This is a genomic window from Eubacterium sp. MSJ-13 (genome assembly GCF_018918235.1).
GTDB lineage: Bacteria > Bacillota > Clostridia > Lachnospirales > Lachnospiraceae > Butyribacter.
In genome coordinates this window covers 1-23767 of record NZ_JAHLQE010000061.1, presented here as the reverse complement: position 1 = coordinate 23767, position 23767 = coordinate 1, and the positions used below count along the sequence as shown (strand labels likewise).

Sequence of the window (23767 nt, the reverse complement as noted above, 5' to 3'; positions counted from 1 at the left end):
AAAATGAAGTTTTAACCCTGCGTGGCATAAAAAAGACATTTCCCGGAGTGAAGGCTTTAAATGGAGTTGATTTTACATTGAGAAAAGGCGAAATCCATGCTCTTATGGGAGAGAATGGTGCAGGTAAATCAACATTGATAAAAGTACTTACGGGTGTATATGATTTTGAGGCCGGTGAGATAAGAGTTGACGGTATAGAAGGACCTGTCATAAATCATTCCACACAGGAAGCTCAGCAGAAAGGAATAGCGACAGTTTATCAGGAAGTAAATCTTTGTCCGAATCTTACAGTTGCAGAAAATCTTTTTATAGGAAGAGAGCCAAGAAATGCACTTGGATTTATCCAATGGAAAAAGATGAATAAGATGGCACAAAAGATAGTAGATGACCTTAACATAGACATAGATGTTACTGTTACTCTTGAAAATTATTCAGTTGCATTGCAGCAGATGGTTGCAATCGCGAGGGCAGTAGATATGGACTCAAAGGTTCTTATTCTTGATGAGCCTACTTCTTCGCTTGATGACAGCGAAGTTGAAAAGCTGTTCAAGATGATGCTTAGGTTGAAAAAAGAGGGTGTAGGAATTGTATTTGTAACACATTTCCTTGAGCAGGTTTATGCGGTATGTGATATGATAACTGTTCTTAGAAACGGTGAACTTGTAGGTGAATATCCTGTTGCTGAACTTCCGAGAGTGGAGCTTGTCGCAAAGATGATGGGTAAAAACTTTGATGACCTTGCTTCTATCAAGGAAGCTGAGAGTTCAGTACAGGATGAGGTCATTATAGATGCAAAAGGTCTTAGTCATAAAGGAAAGATCAAACCGTTTGACCTTGTTATACATAAAGGTGAGGTTATCGGTCTTACAGGTCTCTTAGGTTCAGGTCGAAGCGAACTTGCAAGAGTAATATATGGTGCTGACAAGTCACAGAGTGGAACCCTCAAGGTTAAAGGAAAAGAGGTAAAGATAAATTCTCCGCTAGATGCCATGAAGCTTGGCATGGGATTTTTACCTGATGACAGAAAGGCAGAAGGTGTTATCGCAGACCTTTCCATCAGGGAGAATATCATACTTGCGGTTCAGGCAAAACGTGGTATATTCAGACTTTTGCCGAGAGCAGAGCAGGAAAAGATAGCAGAAAAATATATAAAAGAGATACAGGTCAAGACACCGAGTATGGAAGTACCTATCAGCCAGTTGTCAGGTGGTAACCAGCAGAAGGTAATCCTTGGAAGATGGCTTGCCACAAATCCTGATTTTCTTATACTTGATGAGCCTACAAGAGGTATTGATATCGGTACGAAGACAGAGATTCAGAAACTTGTAGTCAAACTTGCAAAAGAAGGTAAGGCGGTTATATTTATCTCATCTGAAATCGAGGAAATGCTTAGAACATGTGACAGGATGGTAGTATTAAGAGATGGTGCCAAAGTTGGAGAGATTGATGATGAAATGACACAGAATGCCATCATGAAGGCTATTGCGGGAGGTGACAAGAATGAGTAAGGAGAAGAACTCGTTTTGGAAAAAATGCACTGGAAGTAAATTATTTTTTCCGGCTGTCTGTTTGATATTAGTGATTCTTGTTAATGTTATAAAATCACCAAGTTTTTTACAGATATCCATAAATAACGGAGTGTTATATGGAAGACTTATAGATATAGCAAACAGAGGAAGTGAGATAGCGATACTTGCTATAGGAATGACTCTTACAATTGCTGTATCAGCAGGTACTGATATATCGGTAGGTTCGGTTATGGCACTTGTAGCTTCATGCTGTTGTACATCACTTGTAGGATACGGAGTAAGTTCAGCTTCAGCAGTTAAGCATCCTATCATATTTGGTGTATTGTTTGGAATACTTATAGGTGGTATCTGCGGATGCTTTAATGGTTTTATGGTTTCAAAACTTAAAGTACAGCCTATGGTAGCTACACTTGTACTTTATACGGCAGCGAGAGCTATCGGTCTTGTTGTAAGCAACAACCAGATAACATATGTACGTGTAAAACAGTACAAATATCTTGGAAATTTCTGGCATATAGGAAACTGGGAATGTCCGATACCTACACCTATATTTGTTGCGATAATCTGTATCATACTTGCTACACTTCTTCTTAAGAAAACGGCACTCGGAATGTATATACAGGCTGTTGGTATAAATGCTAGAGCAGCAAGGATAATGGGTATAAATTCAGCACTTATAATCTTTATATGTTATGTGATATGTGGTCTTGGTGCAGGTGTTGCCGGAACTGTGGCATCATCAAGAATTTATTCGGCTGATTCAAATAATATAGGTCTTAATTTTGAAATGGATGCGATTCTTGCAGTAGCTCTTGGAGGTAACAGTCTTGCAGGTGGTAAATTCTCACTTGCAGGCTCTATCATCGGAGCATACACGATACAGGCACTTTCAACAACGCTTCTTGCTTTCGGTGTAAAAACTGAACAGGCTCCCGTTATCAAAGCTATTGTTATTGTAATAATTGTTGCGATACAGGCTCCTGCGGTCCAGAGTTATATCAAAAACAGAAAAGCACGCAAAGCTAGTGCTACCGGAGGGGAGGCTGTTGCGAAATGAAAAATAAAAATAAGATAAAAATCGGAGGCAATAATCTTTTATTGCTCATAACAATAGTTCTTTTTATAGTTATGTACGGAATCGGATGTGTCGTATATGAAGATAAAGGATTTGGACATTTCCAGACATTCTTAAATCTTCTTATAACAAATGCAGGTCTTATATGTGTAGCCTGCGGTATGACATGTGTAATGCTTACAGGAGGTATCGATATCTCGGTAGGTTCACTTGTCGGACTTGACTGTATGATAATGGCTTACGGTATGACAAACCTTAAATGGAGTCCTGTATTTGCTATAGCAGTAGTTCTTGTTGTAGGCATCATATTTGGTGCGGTTCAGGGATTCCTTATCGGTGTGCTCGGTATCCAGCCGTTTATCATATCAATGGCAGGTATGTTCTTTGCAAGAGGTATGATAGCAGTTATCACGACAGAGATGGTAAATATAAATAATGCGACATTTGCTAAATGGGCTGATTGGAAACTTGAACTTCCATTTGGAGGATATACGAACAAACATGGTGTTGTCATGAATCCGTTTGTAAGAATGCCTGTTATCATTGCCCTGATAGTAGTTGCAGCTACATTTATAATACTCAAGTTTACAAAATTTGGACGTTCACTCTATGCTGTAGGTGGAAGCGAATCATCAGCAAAACTTATGGGATTAAATGTAAAAAAGACAAAGATGAAAGCTTATATGTTATCATCATTCCTCTGCTCTATCGGTGGAATCTTATATTGTTTGAACAGTATGTGTGGATTCGTTGCACAGGCAAAATTCATGGAGATGGATGCCATCGCTTCATCAGTAATCGGTGGTACACTTCTTACAGGTGGTGTTGGTAATGTAATAGGAACATTGTTTGGTGTGCTTATTAAAGGTACTATCGATACACTTGTACATACAAATGGTAAACTTCTTTCATCATGGTCAAGTATCGCGATATCAGCATTGCTCTGCTTCTTCATAGTTCTTCAGGCTATATTTGCACTTGTTAAAGAGAAGAAGAAAGAGTGATAGGATTACCATGAGGTTATATCTTTTTATGGCTGAACTGTTATAAAAAAACCATATTTTTATTTACAACAATACTTGATTAAATGTTTGATTTAGGGTATTATGAATATGGTGTTAAGAAAAAACTAAATTATTTTAGGAAAAGATATCATCTGATGTTTTTGGCAGTCTTAACAGCCGGAAACATCAGATGTTGTTGCATTAAAACAAAAAAATATTATAAAAGGAAAAGGAGAAAAAGATGGAAGTAAAAAATTATAAATTTTGGTTTTGTACTGGTTCACAGGATTTATATGGAGATGAGTGTCTTGCAAATGTGGCAGCTCATTCAAAACAGATAGTTGAGGCTTTAAATGCTTCTGGAAAACTTCCTTTTGAGGTTGTGTTAAAGCCAACACTTATCACAAATGAACTTATAAGAAAAACATTTAATGAAGCTAACAATGATCCTGAGTGTGCGGGTGTTATCACATGGATGCATACATTCTCACCTGCAAAGTCATGGATATTAGGACTTCAGGAGTACAGAAAGCCATTACTTCATCTGCATACACAGTTTAACATGGAAATTCCATACGATACGATAGATATGGATTTCATGAATGAAAATCAGGCAGCACATGGTGACAGGGAATATGGTCATATTGTTACACGCATGAAGATTGAGCGTAAAGTTGTTGTTGGCCATTGGTCTGACGAGAAAGTTCAGGAGAAGATAGGCTCATGGATGAGAACGGCAGTCGGTGTTGTTGAGAGCAGCCATATCAGAGTTATGCGCGTTGCTGACAATATGAGAAATGTTGCAGTTACAGAGGGCGACAAGGTAGAAGCTCAGCTTAAATTTGGCTGGGAAGTAGATGCTTACCCTGTTAATGAGATAGCAGAGGCAGTAGCAGCAGTTTCAGAGTCAGATACAAATGCACTTGTTGATGAATATTATGACAAATATGACATTCTCCTTGAGGGCAGAGATCCTGCTGAGTTTAGAAAACATGTAGCAGTACAGGCTCAGATAGAGATTGGATTTGAGAGATTCTTAAAAGAAAAGAATTATCAGGCAATCGTAACTCACTTTGGAGATCTTGGAGCACTCAAACAGCTTCCGGGACTTGCTATTCAGAGACTTATGGAAAAAGGTTACGGATTCGGAGCAGAGGGTGACTGGAAAGTTGCAGCTATGGTTCGTCTTATGAAAGTTATGACAGCAGGCATGAAGGACGCAAAGGGAACATCAATGCTTGAAGATTATACATATAATCTCGTACCTGGTAAGGAGGGAATACTTGAAGCTCATATGCTTGAGATTTGTCCGTCAATCTCAGAGGGACCTATCCAGATTAAGTGCCAGCCGCTTTCAATGGGTGACAGAGAAGATCCTGCAAGACTTGTGTTTACATCAAAGAATGGTCATGGTATCGCAACATCACTTATCGATCTCGGAAACCGTTTCAGACTTATCATAAACGATGTAGAGTGCAAGCAGACAGAAAAACCTATGCCAAAACTTCCGACTGCTACAAACTTCTGGACACCTGAACCTGATCTTTACACAGGAGCTGAGGCATGGATACTCGCAGGTGGTGCACATCATACAGCATTTACATATGACCTTACAGCAGAGCAGATGTGTGATTGGGCAGCAATGATGGGAATCGAAGCAGTAGTTATAAACAAAGACACAAATATCAGAGATTTCAAGAGAGATCTTATGCTCGGTGATATTGTTTACCGTTAGAAACAGTTTATTATCTAACACTATCAAAGAAGTAGCAGAGCGGATTGCGAATATCCGCTTGACAATTGTTTAAATGATTAGAAGATAGAAGTATATTGTTGCTGTCTGCATTAGTGCAGGCAGTGGTAAAACATTTTAATGTCAGGAGGAGAACATAAATGAAGGACATAATTGAAAGTGGAAAGACGGCACTTGGTATCGAATTTGGTTCTACAAAGATAAAAGCAGTTCTTATAGATGAAAATAACAACCTTATTGCGACAAGCGGCCACAAATGGGAAAATAAATATGAAAATGGTGTATGGACATACAGCCTTGATGATATCTGGTCAGGACTTCAGGACTGCTATAGCAAACTTGCTGCTACAGTAAAAGAAAAATATGATGCAGAGATTACAAAAATCGGTGCTATGGGATTTAGTGCAATGATGCATGGCTATATGGCTTTCGATAAGGATGATACTCTTTTAGTGCCATTCAGAACATGGAGAAATACTATCACATCTGAGGCTTCTGACAAACTTACTGAGGTGTTTGATTTCAACATTCCTCAGAGATGGAGCATTGCCCATCTTTATCAGGCAATCTTAAATAAAGAGAGCCATGTAAAAGATGTAAATTTCTTTACAACTCTTGCAGGATATATCCACTGGCAGCTTACAGGTAAAAAAGTTCTCGGCGTAGGAGATGCATCAGGAATGTTCCCTATCGACAGTACGACAGGTGACTATGATGAAAAAATGCTTGGTCAGTTTGATGAACTCGTTGCACCAGAAGGATTTGCATGGAAACTTAAAGAAATTCTTCCAGGAGTTCTCTCAGCAGGTGAAAATGCAGGCGTTCTTACAGAGGAAGGAGCAAAGAAACTTGATGTTTCAGGAAAACTTCAGGCAGGAACACCTATATGTCCTCCAGAAGGTGATGCGGGAACAGGAATGGTTGCAACAAACAGTATCGCAGTAAGGACAGGTAATGTATCAGCAGGAACATCTGTATTTGCAATGATAGTTCTTGAAAACAGACTTAAAAAAGCATACAGACAGATAGATATGGTGACAACTCCTGTAGGAGATGCAGTAGCAATGGTACATTGTAACAACTGTACATCAGAAATAAATGCATGGGTTGATCTCTTTATGGAATACTCAAAAGTTATGGGACTTGAAGTAACACCTGAGCAGATATTTGATAAGCTGTTCAATCAGGCACTTCTTGCAGAGAAAGACGGTGGCGGAATCGTAGCTTACAATTATTTCTCAGGAGAGCATGTAACAGGATTTGAGGAAGGCCGTCCATTACTCGTAAGAGAGACAAATGCAAAATTCAATCTTCCAAACTTTATGAGAGTTCAGCTCTACACAGCACTTGGAGCATTAAAGACAGGACTTGACATTCTCTTTAAAGAGGAAAAAGTTGAGGTTGATTCAATCTTTGGACATGGCGGATACTTTACTATAAAAGGTGTAGGTCAGAAGATACTTGCAGGTGCTATCAACACGCCTGTATCTGTTATGGAGACAGCAGGTGAAGGTGGAGCTTGGGGAATCGCTATCCTTGCATCATACATGGTGAACAAGAAAGACGGACAGTCACTTCAGGACTACTTAAGCAAAGAAGTGTTTGCAAATCAGCATGGAGAAGTTATAGAGCCTGATCCAGAGGATGTAAAGGGATTTGATGAATTTATTGAGAAATATACAAAATGCCTTGCAATCGAGAGAGCAGCAGTAGATAATCTCAAAAATACACGTTAGCGGATTGCGGATGTCCGATTTACAAATATCATTCATATGGTATGATTTGTACAATGAATTATCAATAGGTTATACTGAATGACCAGATAGAAAAATAAAGAGTCATGGCTGTAGCATTAAAGAAAATGCGGCAGCCATGGCTCTTTTGTTTTGATGCACTTGCCCGCTTTGTCATTACATAGTATAATGTTGACGATGATTATTAGATTGTGAGGATAATATTTATTGAAGATGCATAATTGATGTGTTTTATAAATACACAAGAGCATGACTGATGGGAGGAGAAAAATTATGACTTTTACAGAAAAAATTCAGAATGTACTGCCGGAGATTGATATAAACACAGGGCTTATGTACTGTGGAGATGATGAAGAACTTTATGAGGAAGTTGTCGGAGAATTTGTAGAGGGAGAGATGACCGGCTCTATAGAGGAAAATTATAAAAATAAAAACTGGAAAGACTATCAGATACAGGTTCATGCTGTTAAGGGAACAAGCCTTACTATCGGAGCACAGAGCCTGCATGAGCAAGCAATGGATATTGAACAGTCAGTAAAAAACGGTGATATTGATTTTGCATTGCAGCATCATGAATCATTTATGGAACATTATAAAAATGTGCTGGAAGGAATTAAGAAATGTATAGGGTAATGATTGTAGAGGATGATGAGGTCATAGCAAAGACTGTAAAAAAACATTTGGAGCAGTGGCAGTATGATGTACATATAGTATCAGATCTGTCAAATGTTATGGGAGAATTTGCCGGGTATTCTCCCAATATTGTCCTTATGGATATAAAACTTCCGTTTTATAACGGATATCACTGGTGCAGTGAGATACGCAAAGTGTCAAAACTTCCGATCATGTTCCTGTCGTCGGCATCTGACAATATGAACATAGTTATGGCTATGAACATGTGCGGAGATGACTTTATAGCAAAACCGTTTGACCTTGATGTACTGACAGTGAAGATACAGGCACTTATAAGAAGAAGTTATGATTTTTCTGTAGGAAGCAGTGTCATATCACACAGGGATGCAATGTTAAATCTTACTGATGCGACACTTAATTATAAAGATGAAAAGATAGAACTTACAAAAAATGAGCTTAAGATATTACAGACACTTATGGAGAATAAAGAGAAGATAGTTTCAAGAGATGACCTTATGGCAAAAATCTGGGAAAGCGATGATTATATAGATGAAAATACGCTTTCAGTCAATGTGAACAGGTTGAGAAAAAAACTGAAAGAAATCGGACTTGATGGTTTTATAATGACCAAAAAGGGGCTTGGCTATAAACTCGGTTAGAATGGAAAATATTATGAAAATATTTGTATCATATATAAAAACAAATATATTATGGGTTGTTTTTTGTGCAGTCTTTATATTATTTCAAATGGTATTTATGCGGCTTTCAGGGATGAAACAAAATGACTGTATATATGGAGTGATTCTTGAAAGTATGGTGTTTATAACGGTATTTTTTTGTGGATTTGTAAGTTATCTTATAAAATATAAAAAATTAAAAAAAACCGCTTTGCTTGATATTGATGAGCAGTCTGATATGCCTGAAACTTCAGACTGCGTTGAACGGTTGTATCAGGAAATAGTTGAAAATCAGATAATAAGCCGCAAAGAAATGAAAGCCGGCAAAGATAAGACGGACAGTGAAATGCTGCAATATTATGGGATGTGGGTGCATCAGATAAAGACACCGATAGCTGCGATGCGTCTTTTATTGCAAATGGACATATCAGAGTTTGCAGACGATAGAGAAGATGAGAATGTTCAAAATACAGATTGTCAGACACACACTAAACAGGAAGATGAATATACGGATAGTGAAGAAGATGAATTAGAAAAGATTTACCTTGGATTTGGGGAACTGAAAAAAGAATTATCAAATGAACTGTTTCAGATAGAGCAGTACACAGATATGGCACTTCAATATCAGCGTGTGCAATCAGAAACAAATGACTTTGTGCTTCAAAAAGTAAAACTTGACAAAGTGATAAGAGAATCAATAAGAAAGTATGCAAAGATATTTATAAGAAAAAAACTTGCCATGCATTATGAGGGAACTGATATAACAGTGGCGAGTGATGAAAAATGGCTTGGCTTTATAATAGAGCAGCTTCTCTCAAATGCCATAAAATATACAAAAGCCGGAAGTATAACTATAAGCGTTTGCACAAATGAACTAAAAACACAAAGGTTAGGTATGTCACAGAAAGATGACAAAGATAGTAAAAGTGATGGGAACATTTTTGATAAGATAGAAAAAAGGGTGGATTCACAAAATAAAAGCAGGATTATTTTTGTTGAGATTTCAGATGAGGGAATAGGTATAAATGCAGAAGATATACCAAGAGTATTTGAAAAAGGGTACACAGGTTATAACGGACATGAAAATAAAACATCTACTGGCATAGGACTTTATCTGTGCAAGCAGGCAGCCGATAAACTCGGACACCGATTGGAGATAGAGTCGGAGGAGAAGAAGGGGACAAAAGTGAGAATGTATCTTAAAGTGTCAGATTCTAAGCTCTGAGACAACGGACTTAAGCTGTTCAACTTTACTTTGGCATACTTCTTAGGATTTGTGTCTGAGCACACTTGGCACAAATCTTATGTATGAGATATATTATATTTCACACTATGAAAAAAATGTGTGCAGAAATGAGGCTTTTATGGCAAGAACAGTGAGTATAGGAAACCAGAATTTTGAAAAAATGATACAGCGGAACTGTTTTTATGTAGATAAAACAGGGTTTATAAAGGAATGGTGGGAAAGCGAAGATGAGGTTACGCTTATAACACGCCCGCGCCGTTTTGGAAAAACATTAAATATGAGTATGTTGAAATGTTTTTTCTCAAATAAATATGAAAACAGAGGGGAATTGTTTGAGGGACTTGAGATATGGGAAGATGAAAAGTATCGTGAAATTCAGGGAACATATCCGGTGATATTTCTTAGTTTTGCAAATATAAAACAGAATACTTATAAGGGAACAGTTATAAAAATAAAAGCTGAACTTGTGAAAATATACAATGAATTTGATTATATATTGAAAAGTGATCTGTATAATGCTAATGAGATAGCACAGTATCAGTCCGTCTGTGCAGATATGAGTGATGAGGTGGCACAGGAGGCCTTAAATAATCTGTCAAATTATCTCAGCAGATATTATGGGAAAAATACTATTATTCTTCTTGATGAGTATGACACTCCAATGCAGGAAGCATATGTAAACGGATATTGGGAAGAACTTGTTGCATTTACAAGGAGTCTTTTTAATTCAACATTTAAGACAAATCCTTATTTAGAGCGTGCGATAATGACTGGTATAACGAGAGTATCAAAAGAAAGTATTTTCTCTGATTTGAATAATCTGGAAGTAGTTACGACACTGACACCAAAGTATGAAACTGCATTTGGATTTACAGAGGAAGAAGTGTTTAAGGCACTTGATGAACAGGGATTACCAAATGAAAAAGCAGATGTAAAAAAATGGTACGATGGCTTTGTTTTTGGAAAACAAAAAGATATTTATAATCCGTGGTCTATAATTAATTTTTTAGATAAAAAAGAGTATAACACTTACTGGGCGGATTCAAGTTCAAATGGACTTATAAATAATCTTATTCAAAAAGGAAGTCCCAGCATAAAAATGATGATGGAAACACTTCTTAAAGAAGAAACAGTAGATGTACCGATAAATGAGCAGATAGTATTTTCAGAACTTAATTATTCAGAGGATGCCGTATGGAGCCTTATGCTGGCAAGTGGGTATCTCAAAGTGGTATCAGCAGAACCGCTTGTTGGAAATCGCAGAAAAGCACGCAGATATACACTTGCACTTACAAATTTGGAAATACAGTTTATGTTTGAGGATATAATACTCAGATGGTTCAGCCCGGCAAAAAATGAGACAAATGAATTTGTAAAAGCACTTATATCTGGAGATATAGAAAGTATGAATGAGTACATGAATGATGTAGCATTACGGACATTCAGTGTATTTGACTCAGGAAAACATACATCAGATAAAAAAGCACCTGAGAATTTTTTCCACGGCTTTGTTTTAGGACTTATGGTAGACCAGTCAGAAAACTATATCATAACCTCAAACCGTGAAAGCGGATATGGAAGATATGATATAATGCTTGAACCAAAAGACAAGCAGAGTAAAAAATATCCGGGTATAGTAATTGAGTTTAAGGTGATAAATCCAAGAAAAGAAAAGTCACTTGAAGAAACTGTTACGGCGGCTTTAGAGCAGATAGAAGATAAGAATTATGATGCAGAACTGATAAAGCGTGGTGTGAATAAAGGAAATATATATAACTATGGTTTTGCGTTTAGAGGTAAAGAGGTTCTTATAGGTGAAAGATAGATAAAATTATTTAACATTATTAAGGAAGTCCCTGCTTTTATTGCTTAGAGCAATACAGCTAATAGTGTTAGTAGCAGAGCGGATTGCAAACATTCGCTTGACAACCACAGCGTATCTTACAAAAATGTAAGAAATAAAAGAGAAATGTAAGCTGTTTCGATAGCAGACATTTCTCTTTTTTGTTAGGATAATATCAGAACAGAAAGAAATGCAAGTCAAGCGAATTGCTAATATTTGTTTTGCTTGCAGATTATGATAGTTTCGCAAATGTTTAAAAAGTTTCGTGATAAGAAAGGTGGAAGTTATGGCAATATTATCAGTTTCAAATTTAAAGAAAGTTTACACTACAAGATTCGGAGGTAATCAGGTTCAGGCACTTAAAAATATCAATTTTTCCGTAGACAAAGGAGAGTATGTTGCGGTTATGGGAGAGTCAGGTTCAGGAAAAACAACACTGTTAAACATTTTGGCGGCACTTGATAAACCGACATCAGGCAATGTGCTTTTAAACGGGGTAAATCTTTCAACAGTAAAGGAAAAGGAAATCTCTGCATTCAGGAGAGAGCATCTCGGTTTTGTTTTTCAGGATTTTAACCTGTTAGATAATTTTTCTCTTAAAGACAATATATATCTTCCGCTTGTGCTTGCGGGAAAGAAACATAATGAGATGGAAGCTAAACTTCGTCCGATAGCAAAAATGCTTGGCATCGAACAGATAATTGAGAAATATCCGTATGAGGTTTCCGGAGGACAGAAGCAGAGGGCAGCAGTTGCAAGGGCACTTATAACAGAGCCTGAACTTATACTTGCTGATGAGCCTACAGGAGCACTTGATTCAAAGGCAACAGATGATCTTTTAGGACTGTTCAATGAGATAAACGAAAATGGTCAGACAATAGTTATGGTAACGCACAGCACAAAAGCGGCAAGTCATGCGAACAGGGTTTTATTTATAAAAGATGGTGAAGTATTTCATCAGATATTCAGAGGTGGTCTGTCAAATGAGGAGCTTTATGCAAAGATTTCTGATACGCTGACGGTACTTACAACCGGAGGAGATAAAGAGAACGATTAAAAATTAAAAAAAGGGAGTAATCACAGATGGGTAAATTATATTTTAAACTGGCAAAGACAAATCTGTCTAATAACAAACCGTTTTATATACCATATATAATTTCAAGTATAATTACGGTTGCAATGCTCTATATGATGTCATTTTTAAGTGACAATGAAGGTCTTAATAAAATAATGGGAGCAGACAGTCTTGCAATCATATTCAAACTTGGTGTCGGAATTATAGTCATATTTTCATATATATTTTTGTTTTACACAAACAGTTTTATAATCAAAAGAAGAAAAAAAGAGATAGGTGTTTATAACATTCTCGGAATGGAAAAAAGGCATTTATCAAAGGTTCTTTTTGTAGAGACTGTTTACTCTGCAGCAATTTCTCTGGTATGCGGAATTATAGTAGGAATAGTATTTTCTAAATTTATGCTTATGGTCTTATATGGAATTATAGGAATACATAAGACAGTGGAATTTTTTGTAAATATACATGGTATTATCTTATGTATAGTTTCATTTGGAATATTATTTTTGCTGACATTTTTATATAATTTCATGCAGATAAAGCTGGCAAATCCTATTGAACTTCTGCATGGCACAAGTGTAGGGGAGAGAGAACCAAAAACAAAGATTTTTATGACAGTTGTCGGAGTAGTATGCCTTGCAATAGCTTATTATATTGCAATAACAACTGAAAATCCGCTTAAGGTACTTACGCTTTTCTTTGTTGCTGTACTGTTGGTCGTAATCGGAACATTTGCATTATTTACTGCGGGAAGTATCGCATTGTTAAAATTACTTAGAAACAATAAAAAATTTTATTATAATAAGAAACATTTTATGGCAGTTTCAGGGATGCTTTACAGAATGAAGCAGAATGCGGCAGGGCTTGCAAGTATATGTATTCTTTCAACGATGGTGCTTGTGGTAATATCAACTACGGTGAGTATGTATGTGGGAATACAGGATGAGCTTATGGCAAGGTATCCAAATGATGTATGTGTCACGGCTGACTATGACAGTGTAATTGACAAAAGCAGTGAAATGGAAAAAGCAATATTTGATGAAATTGGAAATGCGGAAGTAAAAAATATAAAAGCGTATTCGTATTTATCAGTTTTTGTAGGATTAAAGGGAAATGATTTTACAACTGATAAAGAACATTTATCATATCAGAATTCATACCTCTTTTATATACTTTCAAAAGATGATTTCATCAAAAAAGATAAAAGTTTTAAAGATAAAATAGGGAATATTTCAAAGGGTGAGGCAGTAGTTGTTTTAAATAAAAAGTACGATAAAAAAGATATAAAAGTATTTGGTCAGAATTATAAAGTTAATAAAAGCTTTGAACATACGGAAGATGATGATTTATATGTGATAAGCACACTTAATGGTCTGGGATATATAATCCTTGACAATGATGAAAGCGTGCAGGAGCTATATGATGTGCAGGAGAAAATACTTGGAAAGGGAGCAAATTACTATACAAATAAAATCAGATTTGATTTTAAGTCCGGAAATAAAAAGCAGAAAATAGCAGCTTATAAAAAGGTAAATAGTGCTGTGAAGAAGTATTTTAAAGATAACAAAAATAATAAAAAAGAAAATGTATCGTATTGGGTTGAAAGCAGGCAGGAAAATGAGCAGAATTTTTATCTTTTATATGGTGGACTTTTCTTCCTCGGAATTTTCCTCGGAATAATGTTTTTGATGGTTACGGTAATGATAATCTTCTACAAACAGATTACAGAGGGATATGATGACAGAGAGCGTTACCAGATACTTGAAAAGGTCGGAATGAGCAGCAGGGAAGTTAAAGATACGATAAAATCACAGATAAGGATAGTATTTGTTCTTCCGATATTTGCGGCAGCAGTTCATGTGACAGCGGCATTTCCGATGGTAAACAGACTTCTTAAACTGTTAAATCTGAATAATGAAAAGCTGTTTGCAGGATGTCTGATAGCCACGATAATAGTATTTGCGATTATTTATTATCTTGTATTTAAGGTAACATCAAAGGCATATTATAAGATTGTAGCGTAAAAAAATACTGCTGATACAATACACTAAAAGAAAAGATATAGTGTTATGAGCAAGTAACATGGCGGTTTGTGAATATCCACTTGACTAATAGATTAAGGACAGAATAAATAATTAATTCTGTCCTTTTTTGCTTAGAGAAAATTTATTAATTTTTATCAATTTCAATAGGAAAATCAATTATCACATTAAACTGATCACCATCAATTTTGATATCAAAAGTACCGCCACATGCCTGCGTAAATTCTTTAGCTATTGAAAGTCCAAGTCCATTTCCTTCAGTATTTCTTGCTTTATCACCTCGCACAAATCTTTCAAGAACTTCTTCTTCAGTAAAATCCATTTCGTACGATGCCGTATTTTTGATTGTAAGTCTTACAGTGTTACCTTCAATGGTTTCCGATATATATATGCGTGTTCCTTTTAGAGAATATTTAAGCGCATTTCCTATAATATTCTGCATTACACGATACAGTCTGCTTCCGTCAGAGTTTATAAAAATATCATTTTCAGGTATTTTTAATTTTAGGTCAAGTCCGCTTTTTTGCATAGTATCTTCCATATCACTAAGTGTCTGAATTATCAGTTTGTTTAAACTGAGTTTTGATTTATTTATCATAAGCTCACCGCTTGCTGTTTTGGCAAGCTCAAACACATCGAATACCATATTTTTCAGCCGTACTGCTTTTTGTGATATGATCTTGACATAATCAGCAGCCTCAGCCGGTAGATCCTCTCTTCTTTCAAGCAGATCAACATAGCTTATGATCGAGGTGAGAGGTGTTTTAAGATCATGCGAAACATTAGTTATAAGTTCTGTTTTCATGCGCTCGCTTTTTATTCTCTCTGCAAGATTTTTTTCAAAACCTTCACCTATATTTGAAAGCTTTAAGATAGATTCATAAAATGTATTGTTTATTTCATCTGTCGTATCAAACTTATAGTTGCCATTGTAAATTTTATCAATATCATCCTCAACAAGTCTGCATGAGTTTATAACCTTTGATGAAAAATAATGATAAACTGCAAAAATTAAAAAGTATATTATGAAACAGATACAGATAAATCTTTCATAATCCATGTTTAATATATGATAAGCAAAATTGTACCACTTTTCCGGAATCCAGTTGTAAAGAGTATCTAATGAATAACCGACCGGAATAAGTCCGTTAAAATATTTAATACAGGCTGTTAGTGCTATTATAAAAGCAGTGAGTAAAGCCACTGATATGCTTGAGCATATAAACAAGAGCTTAACACCTTTTTTGGTACATAAAGGATAATATATATGTCCGGTGATAAATATGCGTATGTTGTGAAGCAGATGTTTAAACGCCGTTGCATATGTTTTAATATATCCCTTTAATATAAGATGAACATATAAAATATAAAGTATTGCTATGATAGCAAGCGTTGTTATAAGCTTTATAAAGATGCATAAATTTTGCCAATAAATTTTACTGGTATTAAATGTCTTAATGTTATATATGAGTAAGATAACAGCGGAGTCACCTGTTTCATAATTAAATATTTTTTTGTATTTGTAACCATTTGATTTAAGTATGTCTGAATTTATAAGTGCAGTATTATTTGATACTGCGACTATGCGAGTAGTTGATGTGTCAAATTTTTCTTCAATGCATTTTATAAGTGCCTCCTTTTTTTGAAAACTGTATGTTTGAAGCATTAATCTGTTTTGATTTATGCTGTTAGCAACCTGCTGAAGTTTTAATTTGGTTTCATTATCGCATGCGTCGTGATCGATAGAGATGTCTACATTTTCACTGATATACATTTTGGCATAAAGATATGAAAAATCTTTTCCCATTGCTTTGTCTTTTTTTGCACCGTCAATGAAATTATTTTCATAGGTGCATATTTTTTTTACGTCAGTGCATATCTGTTTCGCATATGCTGCTGAATGTCCATATTCTGTTCCTGCTAATGCATCATGGTAAATACCATTTCTTGCAAATAATAGCAGTGATATACCTGTAATAATAAGTATACCTATTGACAGGTAAAAGAATATAGAAATCAATTTTCCGGTTGTTTTGCCAAATTTTACAGACATAGGCAGAAAAGTCTTTTTAGTTGTATTTTTCAATTTTGTATCCAATTCCCCACACCACCTTTAAATATTTTGGCTCGCTAGGATTTATTTCAATCTTTTCGCGAATTCGTCTTATATGTACCATAACAGTATTTTCAACACTATAAGCCGTTTCATTCCAGATATGCTCATATATTTCTTCGGCTGAAAATACCCGTCCCAGATTGTGCATAAGATAGTTGACAATCTTGTATTCTTTTGCCGTAAGCTTAACTGCTTCACCATCGACAAAAAGCTGTTTTTTAGTAACATTCAGTTCAAGACCGAGGTTTGTTATTATTTCCTCATTTGAAGAAACATTGCCATAAGAACCAAGCTTTAGATACCGTCTGGTCTGTGACCTCACTCTTGCCAGAAGCTCAGATGGGGCATATGGCTTAGAAATATAATCATCAGCACCCATTGTAAGACCGAGGACAATATCACTTTCCTGTGTCTTCGCTGAGAGCAGTATAATAGGAATGTTTTTTTCGTTTCGGATCTTTATGGTAGTTGTAAGTCCATCCTGATTAGGCATCATAATGTCAAGAATGATAAGATGGACAGTGTTTTGATTTAATATATCTATAGCCTCTAAGCCATCGTATGCTTTTAGTGTTTTGTATCCCTCGCTTTCTAAAAGTTTGCAGATTGCATTAACAATCTCTTTGTCATCATCGACGACAAGTATATTTATGTTTTCCATAGGTTTCTCCTTTGCTTAAGCTTAAGTATGATTATATATTAAACTATAAGTCTGATATTTTCCAAAGATATTTCTTACGAATTTCTTAAATGATGGTGTTTAGAAAAGTTTTGCCAATAAAATGTTATCGTTTATGTTTACTGTACGATTAAGGGTGTTAAAATTGTATGTATATAACAGGTAAAAACATACTAATATAAAAAGAGTTTTGGAATATAATCGCAAAAATAACTAAGATGTAAAGTTTTTCAGGTTATAATCGCAAAAGTGTTGAAAATGATTATCTGATATTGTATAATGAAAAATAATATGAGGCAAAGGTCAAAATGCCGTTTGAACCCATCAACATTATGTGTATATAAGAGTTTGGAGAGGATGTTATGATTAATAGACCTATTTATATAGATAAAATTATGCAGTATGTAGACACTCCATTTATTAAGATACTTACAGGTGTGCGTCGCTGTGGAAAGTCAACAATTTTAAAAATGATAATGAAAAAACTTGTTGAGGAATATGGGGTATCAGATGAGCAGATTGCAAATTACCGTTTTGACTCAATGGAATATGACGACTTAACTGCTAAACAGATGTATCTGGAGCTTAAAGGAAGAATTATTAAAGGGAAAAAGACATATTTTTTTCTGGATGAGATGCAGGAGATTGATGGCTGGGAAAAAGTTGTAAATTCAATAGCTTCGGATTATGATGTTGATATTTATATAACAGGTTCAAATTCAAGGATGATGTCTTCGGAAATTTCAACATATCTTACCGGAAGATATATATCGTTTCATATATATACATTGTCATTTGAAGAGTATCTCACATTTACATCTGAGTATCGGGAGTTAAAGAGTATCAGAGAGGAGTTTGCTGATTATATAAAGCTGGGTGGATTTCCGGCTACACATCTTAAGCAATATACACAGGATGAGATATATACGGTAGTAAAAGATATATATAATTCAACAGTATTTTCAGATATTGTAAAAAGGAATAAAATAAGAAAAGTAGATTTACTTGAAAGGGTTATAAAATATACTTTTCAGAATGTCGGAAATACATTTTCAGCTAAGACAATTTCAGATTATCTGAAGTCAGAACATAGAAAAATAGATAATGAAACGGTGTATAGTTATCTTGAAAAATTGGAGAAAGCATATCTTATTCATAAATGTTCGAGGTATGATATTAAGGGAAAATCTATTTTAAAAACGCAGGAAAAATTTTATCTTGCAGATGTTTCGCTTAGGTATAGTGTTTTAGGCTACAATTCTAATGATGTGGCATCAAGTCTTGAAAATATAGTATATTTAGAATTGAAACGCAGGGGATATGAAGTAAATATTGGTAAAACCGTTAATGGAGAAGTAGATTTTATTGCAATTAAGCAGAACAATAAGCTATATGTTCAAGTTACGCAGGAAATAAATTCAGAGAAAACTGAAAAAAGAGAATATGATAGACTCTTAGAGATTAATGACAATTATCCGAAATATGTACTGCTTACAAATGATTTTACCGGTGGCAATTACGAGGGAATAAAAACTATGAATATTGCAGAGTTTTTGCTTTCATCAGAATGGTAAAAATAAAAACTTCCTGACTGTAATTTTACAGTTTTGGAAGTTTTTTTATTTACCAAGCTAAAGTCAGCCGACAGCTTTTTTATTTACAAAACTGGAAAGCCACCAGATCAAACAACTGTCTGTTTTCAAAATAGCAGGCAGACCAGCTCTCGTAATGACTTTTTGCAACAAGATAGACAGCGTGTCTTCCTGTTATATGCTTAACTTTCGTTTTCAAAATGGTGCTGTCACGCTCAAATTCAACGACACCTATCTCATTTTCTTCGTTATCTATACAGATATGTAATGTTCCGTGGCATCCTCTTGGAAGAACTTTTGCCATAAATAAAAATTCATCATTTGTGAAATCTTCGCCAAAGTCAAAGTATTTCCAACCCATCACACAGCCGTCGGTTATGTTTGTTATTACTCTTGTAAATGCGTCAAGTTCTGTTATGAGAGCCTGCTGTTTACCTGATTTTAGTACACAGGCGGTATCTGCATCAGTTTGTTTGTATGGATTTAAGGCTTCTTCAAATCCGAGTGAGGTCATTTCAACAGGTGGGATAGTTCCGTCTTTGAGTATTTCTATTCGTTCCACACAGCCACGGCGGGACATGATAGAGCCATTTGTCATGCGGTGATAGAAGATATACCACTGACCGTTTATATTGCAGATAGAGCCATGGTTATTGCCGCCCGGATAATCCACGCCGTTGTCAACGATGTAACCACGGTAAGTAAAAGGTCCGGTCGGTGATTTTGAGGTGGCATATGCAAGACGGCTGCCTACTCTCGGAGAATAGATAAGATAATATGTGTCACCGACTTTTCTCGGTGAGCAGGCTTCAAAAAATCCGTCCTCATTTTCATTTACCGGGATAATATCCGTCTGGTAAGTACCGTCAATGACTTCATACATATTTTCAACGTTTAACTCACACATATAAGAGCCTTCAAAACCGCAGTAGACATAAACTCTGCCGTCATCATCGACAAGCACGCCGGGGTCTATAAATGTTCCGTTGTCATAATGATTAGGAATGTTATATTTGTACTGTGACAGGAGTTTAAAAGGACCCTCTGGTCTGTCACTTACGGCAACACAGCCTTTTGAGTCTACAAGATATGCGTAGAGATAATATTTCCCGTCTTTTTCAACTACATCCGGAGCATAAAGTTCAAGCTCCGTCCACGGTGTATCTGTCTGCTTGTCCGGTTTTGCTTTGCTTCTGAATATATCGCCGTGGCATACCCAGTCGGATAGATTATTCACAGGTGCAGACCACACCTTTAACTTAAAATCACAAAATTTCTCACAGTCCACTCTGTCATGTGAACCGTAAACATAAATACGGTCACCGAATACTCTCGGTTCGCCGTCGGGAATATATTCCCATGAAGGTAAATATGGATTTGGCATAAATTTTCATCCTTTTCTTTAAGATTTTTGTTCAGGGACATCCTGAAGATTATAGCGTATATTGCGGTATTTTTCAGGTATTTCCTCAAGTGTCATATTCTGCGGAACATCGGTAGTTCCAGCCTCTTTTGCAGTTTCATAAAACCAGCACTTATAGTCAAGAACATCCAAAGTGCACTGCAGAGAGGCCATCTGAGCCAGAAGAACATTTTTCTGATTTTTGAAAAGTTCAAGTCTTTGCTCAATGGTTTCATTTCCCTTAAGTGTAAGTTCGATGTAAGTTTTAATGTCCTTAATCGACATACCAGCCTTTTTCAGACATTCAATAATCTTTAAAAATTCATAATCCTTTTCCTGAAACATTCGTATTCCACCCGGAGAACGCTCCACAAAAGGAAGAAGTCCCTCCTTGTCATAATATCTGAGCGTTGAGCTTGGAATACCAAGCATTTTAGCCATTTCGCCAACTGTATAAACCATGTGTAATCCTTTCTTTGTGTGTTGTATTGTTGATAATAGTTGAAAAACCGGAAGTTTAAAGTTCAACTGACTCCAAGTCATCCGGAATCAGGAGGTTTCCATTAAAATACTTCTTTCCCTCATTATAATAAAGTTCTTTTCGCTGCGATATATTTTTATCCTCGGTATGATACAACAGCAGGTTTTTTATGTTAAGTTCTTCTGCTAATATACAGGCATCCTTTACTGTTGAATGATGCTTTTCATACGGATGAAATATATCTGCCTGACTGTCTAAACAAAATGCTTCATGTAGTAACCATGTACTATTTTTTGCATACTTTTTTTCATAAGGATTGTATGGCTCATCTCCACAGCAGGTCAATTTTTTATCTTTTTCCAGTTCCATGCAAAATCCGAATTGTTTTGCTTTTGTTGAATGTATATCAAAAAATGTGACTTTTTTATTTAAAATATTAATTGATTTTCCATCTTCAACAGCTATTAAATGAAGTCTGTTATCAATAAAATCGGTTTCTTTTTTTGGCAAAAGTTTTCCAGCTAAATCTCTTAGCAAATCAATAACTTCATCATGAGCATATATCGTTGCGTCTCCCTCATATTCGCCCTGACTCATATACTGGCATATCATACGAACTATCCATAATATACCGGTAATGTGATCGATATGTTTATGCGTCACAAAAATATTTCTGACATTTTTCCAATCAATACCAGTATGTTTTAATTGATGAAGTATCATGCTTCCGCCGCCACCATCAATCATAAAATACTCATTATTTTCCTGTAATATAAAACAGGTATTATAACACTCTGTAACAAGTGCATTTCCGGTACCTAACATTGTAAGATTCATATAGTTTCTCCTTTGCAAATTTGAATTCATCTTATTGACATGTTCATTTTTTCTCCTCGAACATTTAAGATATTTATCATGTTATCTAAATACTTCAATATTTCTTCTTTATTTGTAGGTAACGGCTTTTCCAATGATTGCGTATCAAACAAATTTATACCAACTATTTTATCATCTTTAATTTCATATATATTTTTTAAGCAATATGATTCTTGGTTTCTAACAAACCATTCTTTCCATTTTACCAAAACAGCCTTATCAATTTTATGATTATTTCCATACAATAAATCTTTATTATCATTTATACATTTTTGCACTTTATCTATCATTAGATTTAAGTTATCAGCTATATTCTTCAAATTTCCCTTTGCTTGATTAAAAGGATATCCGGGATGTGGCGTGAAATTCGATAGCGAATCCACTAAGCCGGCAACAATTTTAAGTCTTTCGAAAAGTTTTTCATCCTCAAATATTTTATTCATTATTTGATTTAATGCTTTCGTTTCATTCGTAGCCTTTTCATATAATATCTTTTTACTATATTGATACTTATCATTTTGCTGACCATTTATTTCATATCTTAAAGTATTTTCTTTAAAATAAAACTTTATTCTATTGTCATCGTTTAGTTTAATTACATTTTCCTCTGAGTAAACTTCAATTATTTTACAAATAATTGTGCGAAATGAAAATATCGTATCTTTATATTTGTTACTCCAACCTAATCTATTGAATATTGCTTCAGTCAATTCATTCTGTTCATAATCTCCAATTCCCTTGGAATATCTTTCAAGCATCTGTAAAATAGGATTGTCAGGATTTTTCCAATGTGAATCGTCAATTGTCTTATAATCAAGTAAAAAAAACTTTTTCATTTGTCTGTTATCCTCCACAACTTTCGATTTACTAAATTCTTTAATTTTTTTAAAAAAGTGCTTGACTTAAAGTTTACTTTAACTTGTATCATATGATTGTACTTTAAGTAAAGTATATATGTTGCATTTTATAAAGTCAAATGAATAGATGGAGGAAATATTATGGTATTAAATGAAACATTAACTCTTAGTAACGGAGTAAAAATTCCAAAACTTGGTCTTGGTACATGGTTTATTGATGATGACAAGGCGGCTGATGCAGTTTGCGCGGCTGTTAAATGCGGTTATCGTCTTATTGACACGGCACAGGCATACGGCAATGAGCGTGGTGTCGGCGAGGGTGTAAGAAAATGTGGTATTCCTAGAGAGAAATTATTTGTTGCATCAAAGGTTGCCGCTGAGCATAAGACATATGAGAGTGCCGCAAAGTCGATTGAGGAAACTCTTGAGAAGATGGGGCTTGATTATCTTGACCAGATGATTATCCACAGTCCTCAGCCGTGGGTCGAGGTAAACCAGTCAGAAAACAGATATGTAGAGGGAAACAGAGCTGCATGGAAAGCGTTGGAGGACGCTTATAAGGCAGGTAAGATAAAGGAAATCGGTGTATCTAACTTTCAGATAGGAGATATAGAGAGCCTTTTAGAGACAGCCGAGATTAAGCCTATGGTAAATCAGGTGCTTCTTCATATCAGCAATACACCGACAGAACTTGTTGAATACTGCCAGAAAAACGATATAGCCATAGAAGCATATTCACCTATTGCTCATGGAGAAATCTTAAATCAGCCTGAGATTAAAGAGGTTGCAGACAAATATGGTGTATCAGTTCCACAGCTCTGCATCAGATATGCAATCCAGCTTGGAACTATAGCACTTCCTAAGACAGGAAATCCGGAGCATATGAAGACAAACTCAGAGGTTGATTTTGAGATTAGTGAACAGGATATGGAAGTTTTAAAGAACTTCAAGAAGATTGAGAGCTATGGAGAAAGCAGCGGTTTCCCTGTTTATGGTGGAAAGTTATAAAATATAGAAAGATTGGAGATTAGTGTGAAAAATCGGATTTTTCACACACAAGATTTGTGTCTGCGCACATTTGACACAAATCTTATATGTGAAATATATATATATTTCACATTATGCAAAAAAAA

Annotated in this window: 19 protein-coding genes; 13 read left to right on the top strand and 6 right to left on the bottom strand. The window is 35.4% G+C overall.

Annotation, left to right across the window (positions count from 1 at the left end; all coding sequences use genetic code 11):
• The 11 genes from KQI69_RS03870 to KQI69_RS03820 all read left to right on the top strand — a co-directional run.
• On the top strand, positions 1-1508 hold a 1508-nt coding region (locus KQI69_RS03870), incomplete at its 5' end, for a sugar ABC transporter ATP-binding protein (protein WP_253288989.1).
• Positions 1501-2586 carry an ABC transporter permease gene (locus KQI69_RS03865; protein ID WP_216563976.1) on the top strand — a complete coding sequence of 362 codons (1086 nt, stop codon included), beginning with the start codon at positions 1501-1503 and terminating at the stop codon, positions 2584-2586. The genes KQI69_RS03870 and KQI69_RS03865, both read left to right, overlap by 8 nt.
• Positions 2583-3608, top strand: a complete 1026-nt coding sequence (locus KQI69_RS03860) for a sugar ABC transporter permease YjfF (RefSeq protein ID WP_216563975.1) — start codon at positions 2583-2585, stop codon at positions 3606-3608. Before KQI69_RS03865 ends, KQI69_RS03860 begins: the two co-directional genes overlap by 4 nt.
• A 241-nt stretch (positions 3609-3849) precedes the next feature.
• Positions 3850-5343: an L-arabinose isomerase gene (gene araA / locus KQI69_RS03855; RefSeq protein WP_216563973.1), complete on the top strand. Its 1494-nt coding sequence runs from the start codon at positions 3850-3852 to the stop codon at positions 5341-5343.
• Between the two features lie 158 nt (positions 5344-5501).
• On the top strand, positions 5502-7097 hold the full coding sequence (locus tag KQI69_RS03850) for a xylulokinase (protein ID WP_216563971.1): 1596 nt from the start codon (positions 5502-5504) through the stop codon (positions 7095-7097).
• Positions 7098-7388: 291 nt separating this feature from the next.
• Entirely contained in the window at positions 7389-7748 is a 360-nt protein-coding gene (locus KQI69_RS03845) for an Hpt domain-containing protein (RefSeq protein ID WP_216563969.1), read from the top strand.
• A complete protein-coding gene (locus tag KQI69_RS03840) occupies positions 7736-8407 on the top strand; it encodes a response regulator transcription factor (RefSeq protein ID WP_216563968.1) in 672 nt (223 codons plus the stop codon). The genes KQI69_RS03845 and KQI69_RS03840 overlap by 13 nt, the downstream gene beginning before the upstream one ends.
• A gap of 112 nt (positions 8408-8519) precedes the next feature.
• A complete protein-coding gene (locus KQI69_RS03835) occupies positions 8520-9650 on the top strand; it encodes a sensor histidine kinase (RefSeq protein ID WP_216563967.1) in 1131 nt (376 codons plus the stop codon).
• A 139-nt stretch (positions 9651-9789) separates the two neighbouring features.
• Positions 9790-11496, top strand: coding sequence for an AAA family ATPase (locus KQI69_RS03830; RefSeq protein ID WP_216563966.1), 1707 nt, complete (start codon positions 9790-9792; stop codon positions 11494-11496).
• A gap of 304 nt (positions 11497-11800) precedes the next feature.
• Positions 11801-12571, top strand: a complete 771-nt coding sequence (locus tag KQI69_RS03825) for an ABC transporter ATP-binding protein (protein ID WP_216563965.1) — start codon at positions 11801-11803, stop codon at positions 12569-12571.
• 26 nt (positions 12572-12597) lie between these two features.
• Entirely contained in the window at positions 12598-14613 is a 2016-nt protein-coding gene (locus tag KQI69_RS03820; protein WP_216563964.1) for an ABC transporter permease, read from the top strand.
• 145 nt (positions 14614-14758) lie between these two features.
• On the opposite strand, the gene KQI69_RS03815 is transcribed toward KQI69_RS03820, so the two are convergent.
• Both KQI69_RS03815 and KQI69_RS03810 read right to left on the bottom strand, forming a co-directional pair.
• Positions 14759-16729, bottom strand: coding sequence for a sensor histidine kinase KdpD (locus KQI69_RS03815; RefSeq protein WP_216563963.1), 1971 nt, complete (start codon positions 16727-16729; stop codon positions 14759-14761).
• The gene (locus KQI69_RS03810) at positions 16701-17408 is read right to left on the bottom strand and encodes a response regulator transcription factor (protein WP_216563962.1); all 708 of its coding nucleotides are present in this window, start codon (positions 17406-17408) and stop codon (positions 16701-16703) included. Before KQI69_RS03810 ends, KQI69_RS03815 begins: the two co-directional genes overlap by 29 nt.
• A 380-nt stretch (positions 17409-17788) precedes the next feature.
• Here KQI69_RS03810 and KQI69_RS03805 point away from each other — a divergent pair, with 380 nt between their 5' ends.
• Positions 17789-19000, top strand: a complete 1212-nt coding sequence (locus KQI69_RS03805; RefSeq protein WP_216563961.1) for an ATP-binding protein — start codon at positions 17789-17791, stop codon at positions 18998-19000.
• Positions 19001-19079: 79 nt separating this feature from the next.
• Here the strand turns inward: KQI69_RS03805 and KQI69_RS03800 are convergent, their stop codons facing one another.
• The 4 genes from KQI69_RS03800 to KQI69_RS03785 are packed head-to-tail and all read right to left on the bottom strand — an operon-like array spanning position 19080 to position 22613.
• A complete protein-coding gene (locus KQI69_RS03800) occupies positions 19080-20402 on the bottom strand; it encodes a family 43 glycosylhydrolase (RefSeq protein ID WP_216563960.1) in 1323 nt (440 codons plus the stop codon).
• A gap of 18 nt (positions 20403-20420) precedes the next feature.
• Positions 20421-20882 (bottom strand): MerR family transcriptional regulator, encoded by a 462-nt coding sequence (locus KQI69_RS03795; RefSeq protein ID WP_216563959.1) that lies wholly within the window; start codon positions 20880-20882, stop codon positions 20421-20423.
• A 55-nt stretch (positions 20883-20937) separates the two neighbouring features.
• On the bottom strand, positions 20938-21738 hold the full coding sequence (locus KQI69_RS03790; RefSeq protein ID WP_216563958.1) for an MBL fold metallo-hydrolase: 801 nt from the start codon (positions 21736-21738) through the stop codon (positions 20938-20940).
• A gap of 26 nt (positions 21739-21764) precedes the next feature.
• Complete coding sequence (locus KQI69_RS03785; RefSeq protein ID WP_216563957.1) at positions 21765-22613, bottom strand: hypothetical protein; 849 nt, start codon at positions 22611-22613, stop codon at positions 21765-21767.
• A 162-nt stretch (positions 22614-22775) separates the two neighbouring features.
• Between KQI69_RS03785 and KQI69_RS03780 the strand changes: the two genes are divergently transcribed.
• A complete protein-coding gene (locus tag KQI69_RS03780; protein WP_216563956.1) occupies positions 22776-23642 on the top strand; it encodes an aldo/keto reductase in 867 nt (288 codons plus the stop codon).
• Positions 23643-23767 lie beyond the last annotated feature (125 nt).

Coding starts and splice junctions, on each gene's coding strand:
- KQI69_RS03865 (WP_216563976.1), top strand. CDS start 1,501: ATGAGTAAGGAGAAGAACTCGTTTTGGAAAAAATGCACTGGAAGTAAA.
- KQI69_RS03795 (WP_216563959.1), bottom strand. CDS start 20,882: ATGGTTTATACAGTTGGCGAAATGGCTAAAATGCTTGGTATTCCAAGC.
- KQI69_RS03825 (WP_216563965.1), top strand. CDS start 11,801: ATGGCAATATTATCAGTTTCAAATTTAAAGAAAGTTTACACTACAAGA.
- KQI69_RS03790 (WP_216563958.1), bottom strand. CDS start 21,738: ATGAATCTTACAATGTTAGGTACCGGAAATGCACTTGTTACAGAGTGT.
- KQI69_RS03800 (WP_216563960.1), bottom strand. CDS start 20,402: ATGCCAAATCCATATTTACCTTCATGGGAATATATTCCCGACGGCGAA.
- araA (WP_216563973.1), top strand. CDS start 3,850: ATGGAAGTAAAAAATTATAAATTTTGGTTTTGTACTGGTTCACAGGAT.
- KQI69_RS03835 (WP_216563967.1), top strand. CDS start 8,520: ATGAAACAAAATGACTGTATATATGGAGTGATTCTTGAAAGTATGGTG.
- KQI69_RS03810 (WP_216563962.1), bottom strand. CDS start 17,408: ATGGAAAACATAAATATACTTGTCGTCGATGATGACAAAGAGATTGTT.
- KQI69_RS03860 (WP_216563975.1), top strand. CDS start 2,583: ATGAAAAATAAAAATAAGATAAAAATCGGAGGCAATAATCTTTTATTG.
- KQI69_RS03845 (WP_216563969.1), top strand. CDS start 7,389: ATGACTTTTACAGAAAAAATTCAGAATGTACTGCCGGAGATTGATATA.
- KQI69_RS03805 (WP_216563961.1), top strand. CDS start 17,789: ATGATTAATAGACCTATTTATATAGATAAAATTATGCAGTATGTAGAC.
- KQI69_RS03830 (WP_216563966.1), top strand. CDS start 9,790: ATGGCAAGAACAGTGAGTATAGGAAACCAGAATTTTGAAAAAATGATA.
- KQI69_RS03820 (WP_216563964.1), top strand. CDS start 12,598: ATGGGTAAATTATATTTTAAACTGGCAAAGACAAATCTGTCTAATAAC.
- KQI69_RS03850 (WP_216563971.1), top strand. CDS start 5,502: ATGAAGGACATAATTGAAAGTGGAAAGACGGCACTTGGTATCGAATTT.
- KQI69_RS03840 (WP_216563968.1), top strand. CDS start 7,736: ATGTATAGGGTAATGATTGTAGAGGATGATGAGGTCATAGCAAAGACT.
- KQI69_RS03785 (WP_216563957.1), bottom strand. CDS start 22,613: ATGAAAAAGTTTTTTTTACTTGATTATAAGACAATTGACGATTCACAT.
- KQI69_RS03780 (WP_216563956.1), top strand. CDS start 22,776: ATGGTATTAAATGAAACATTAACTCTTAGTAACGGAGTAAAAATTCCA.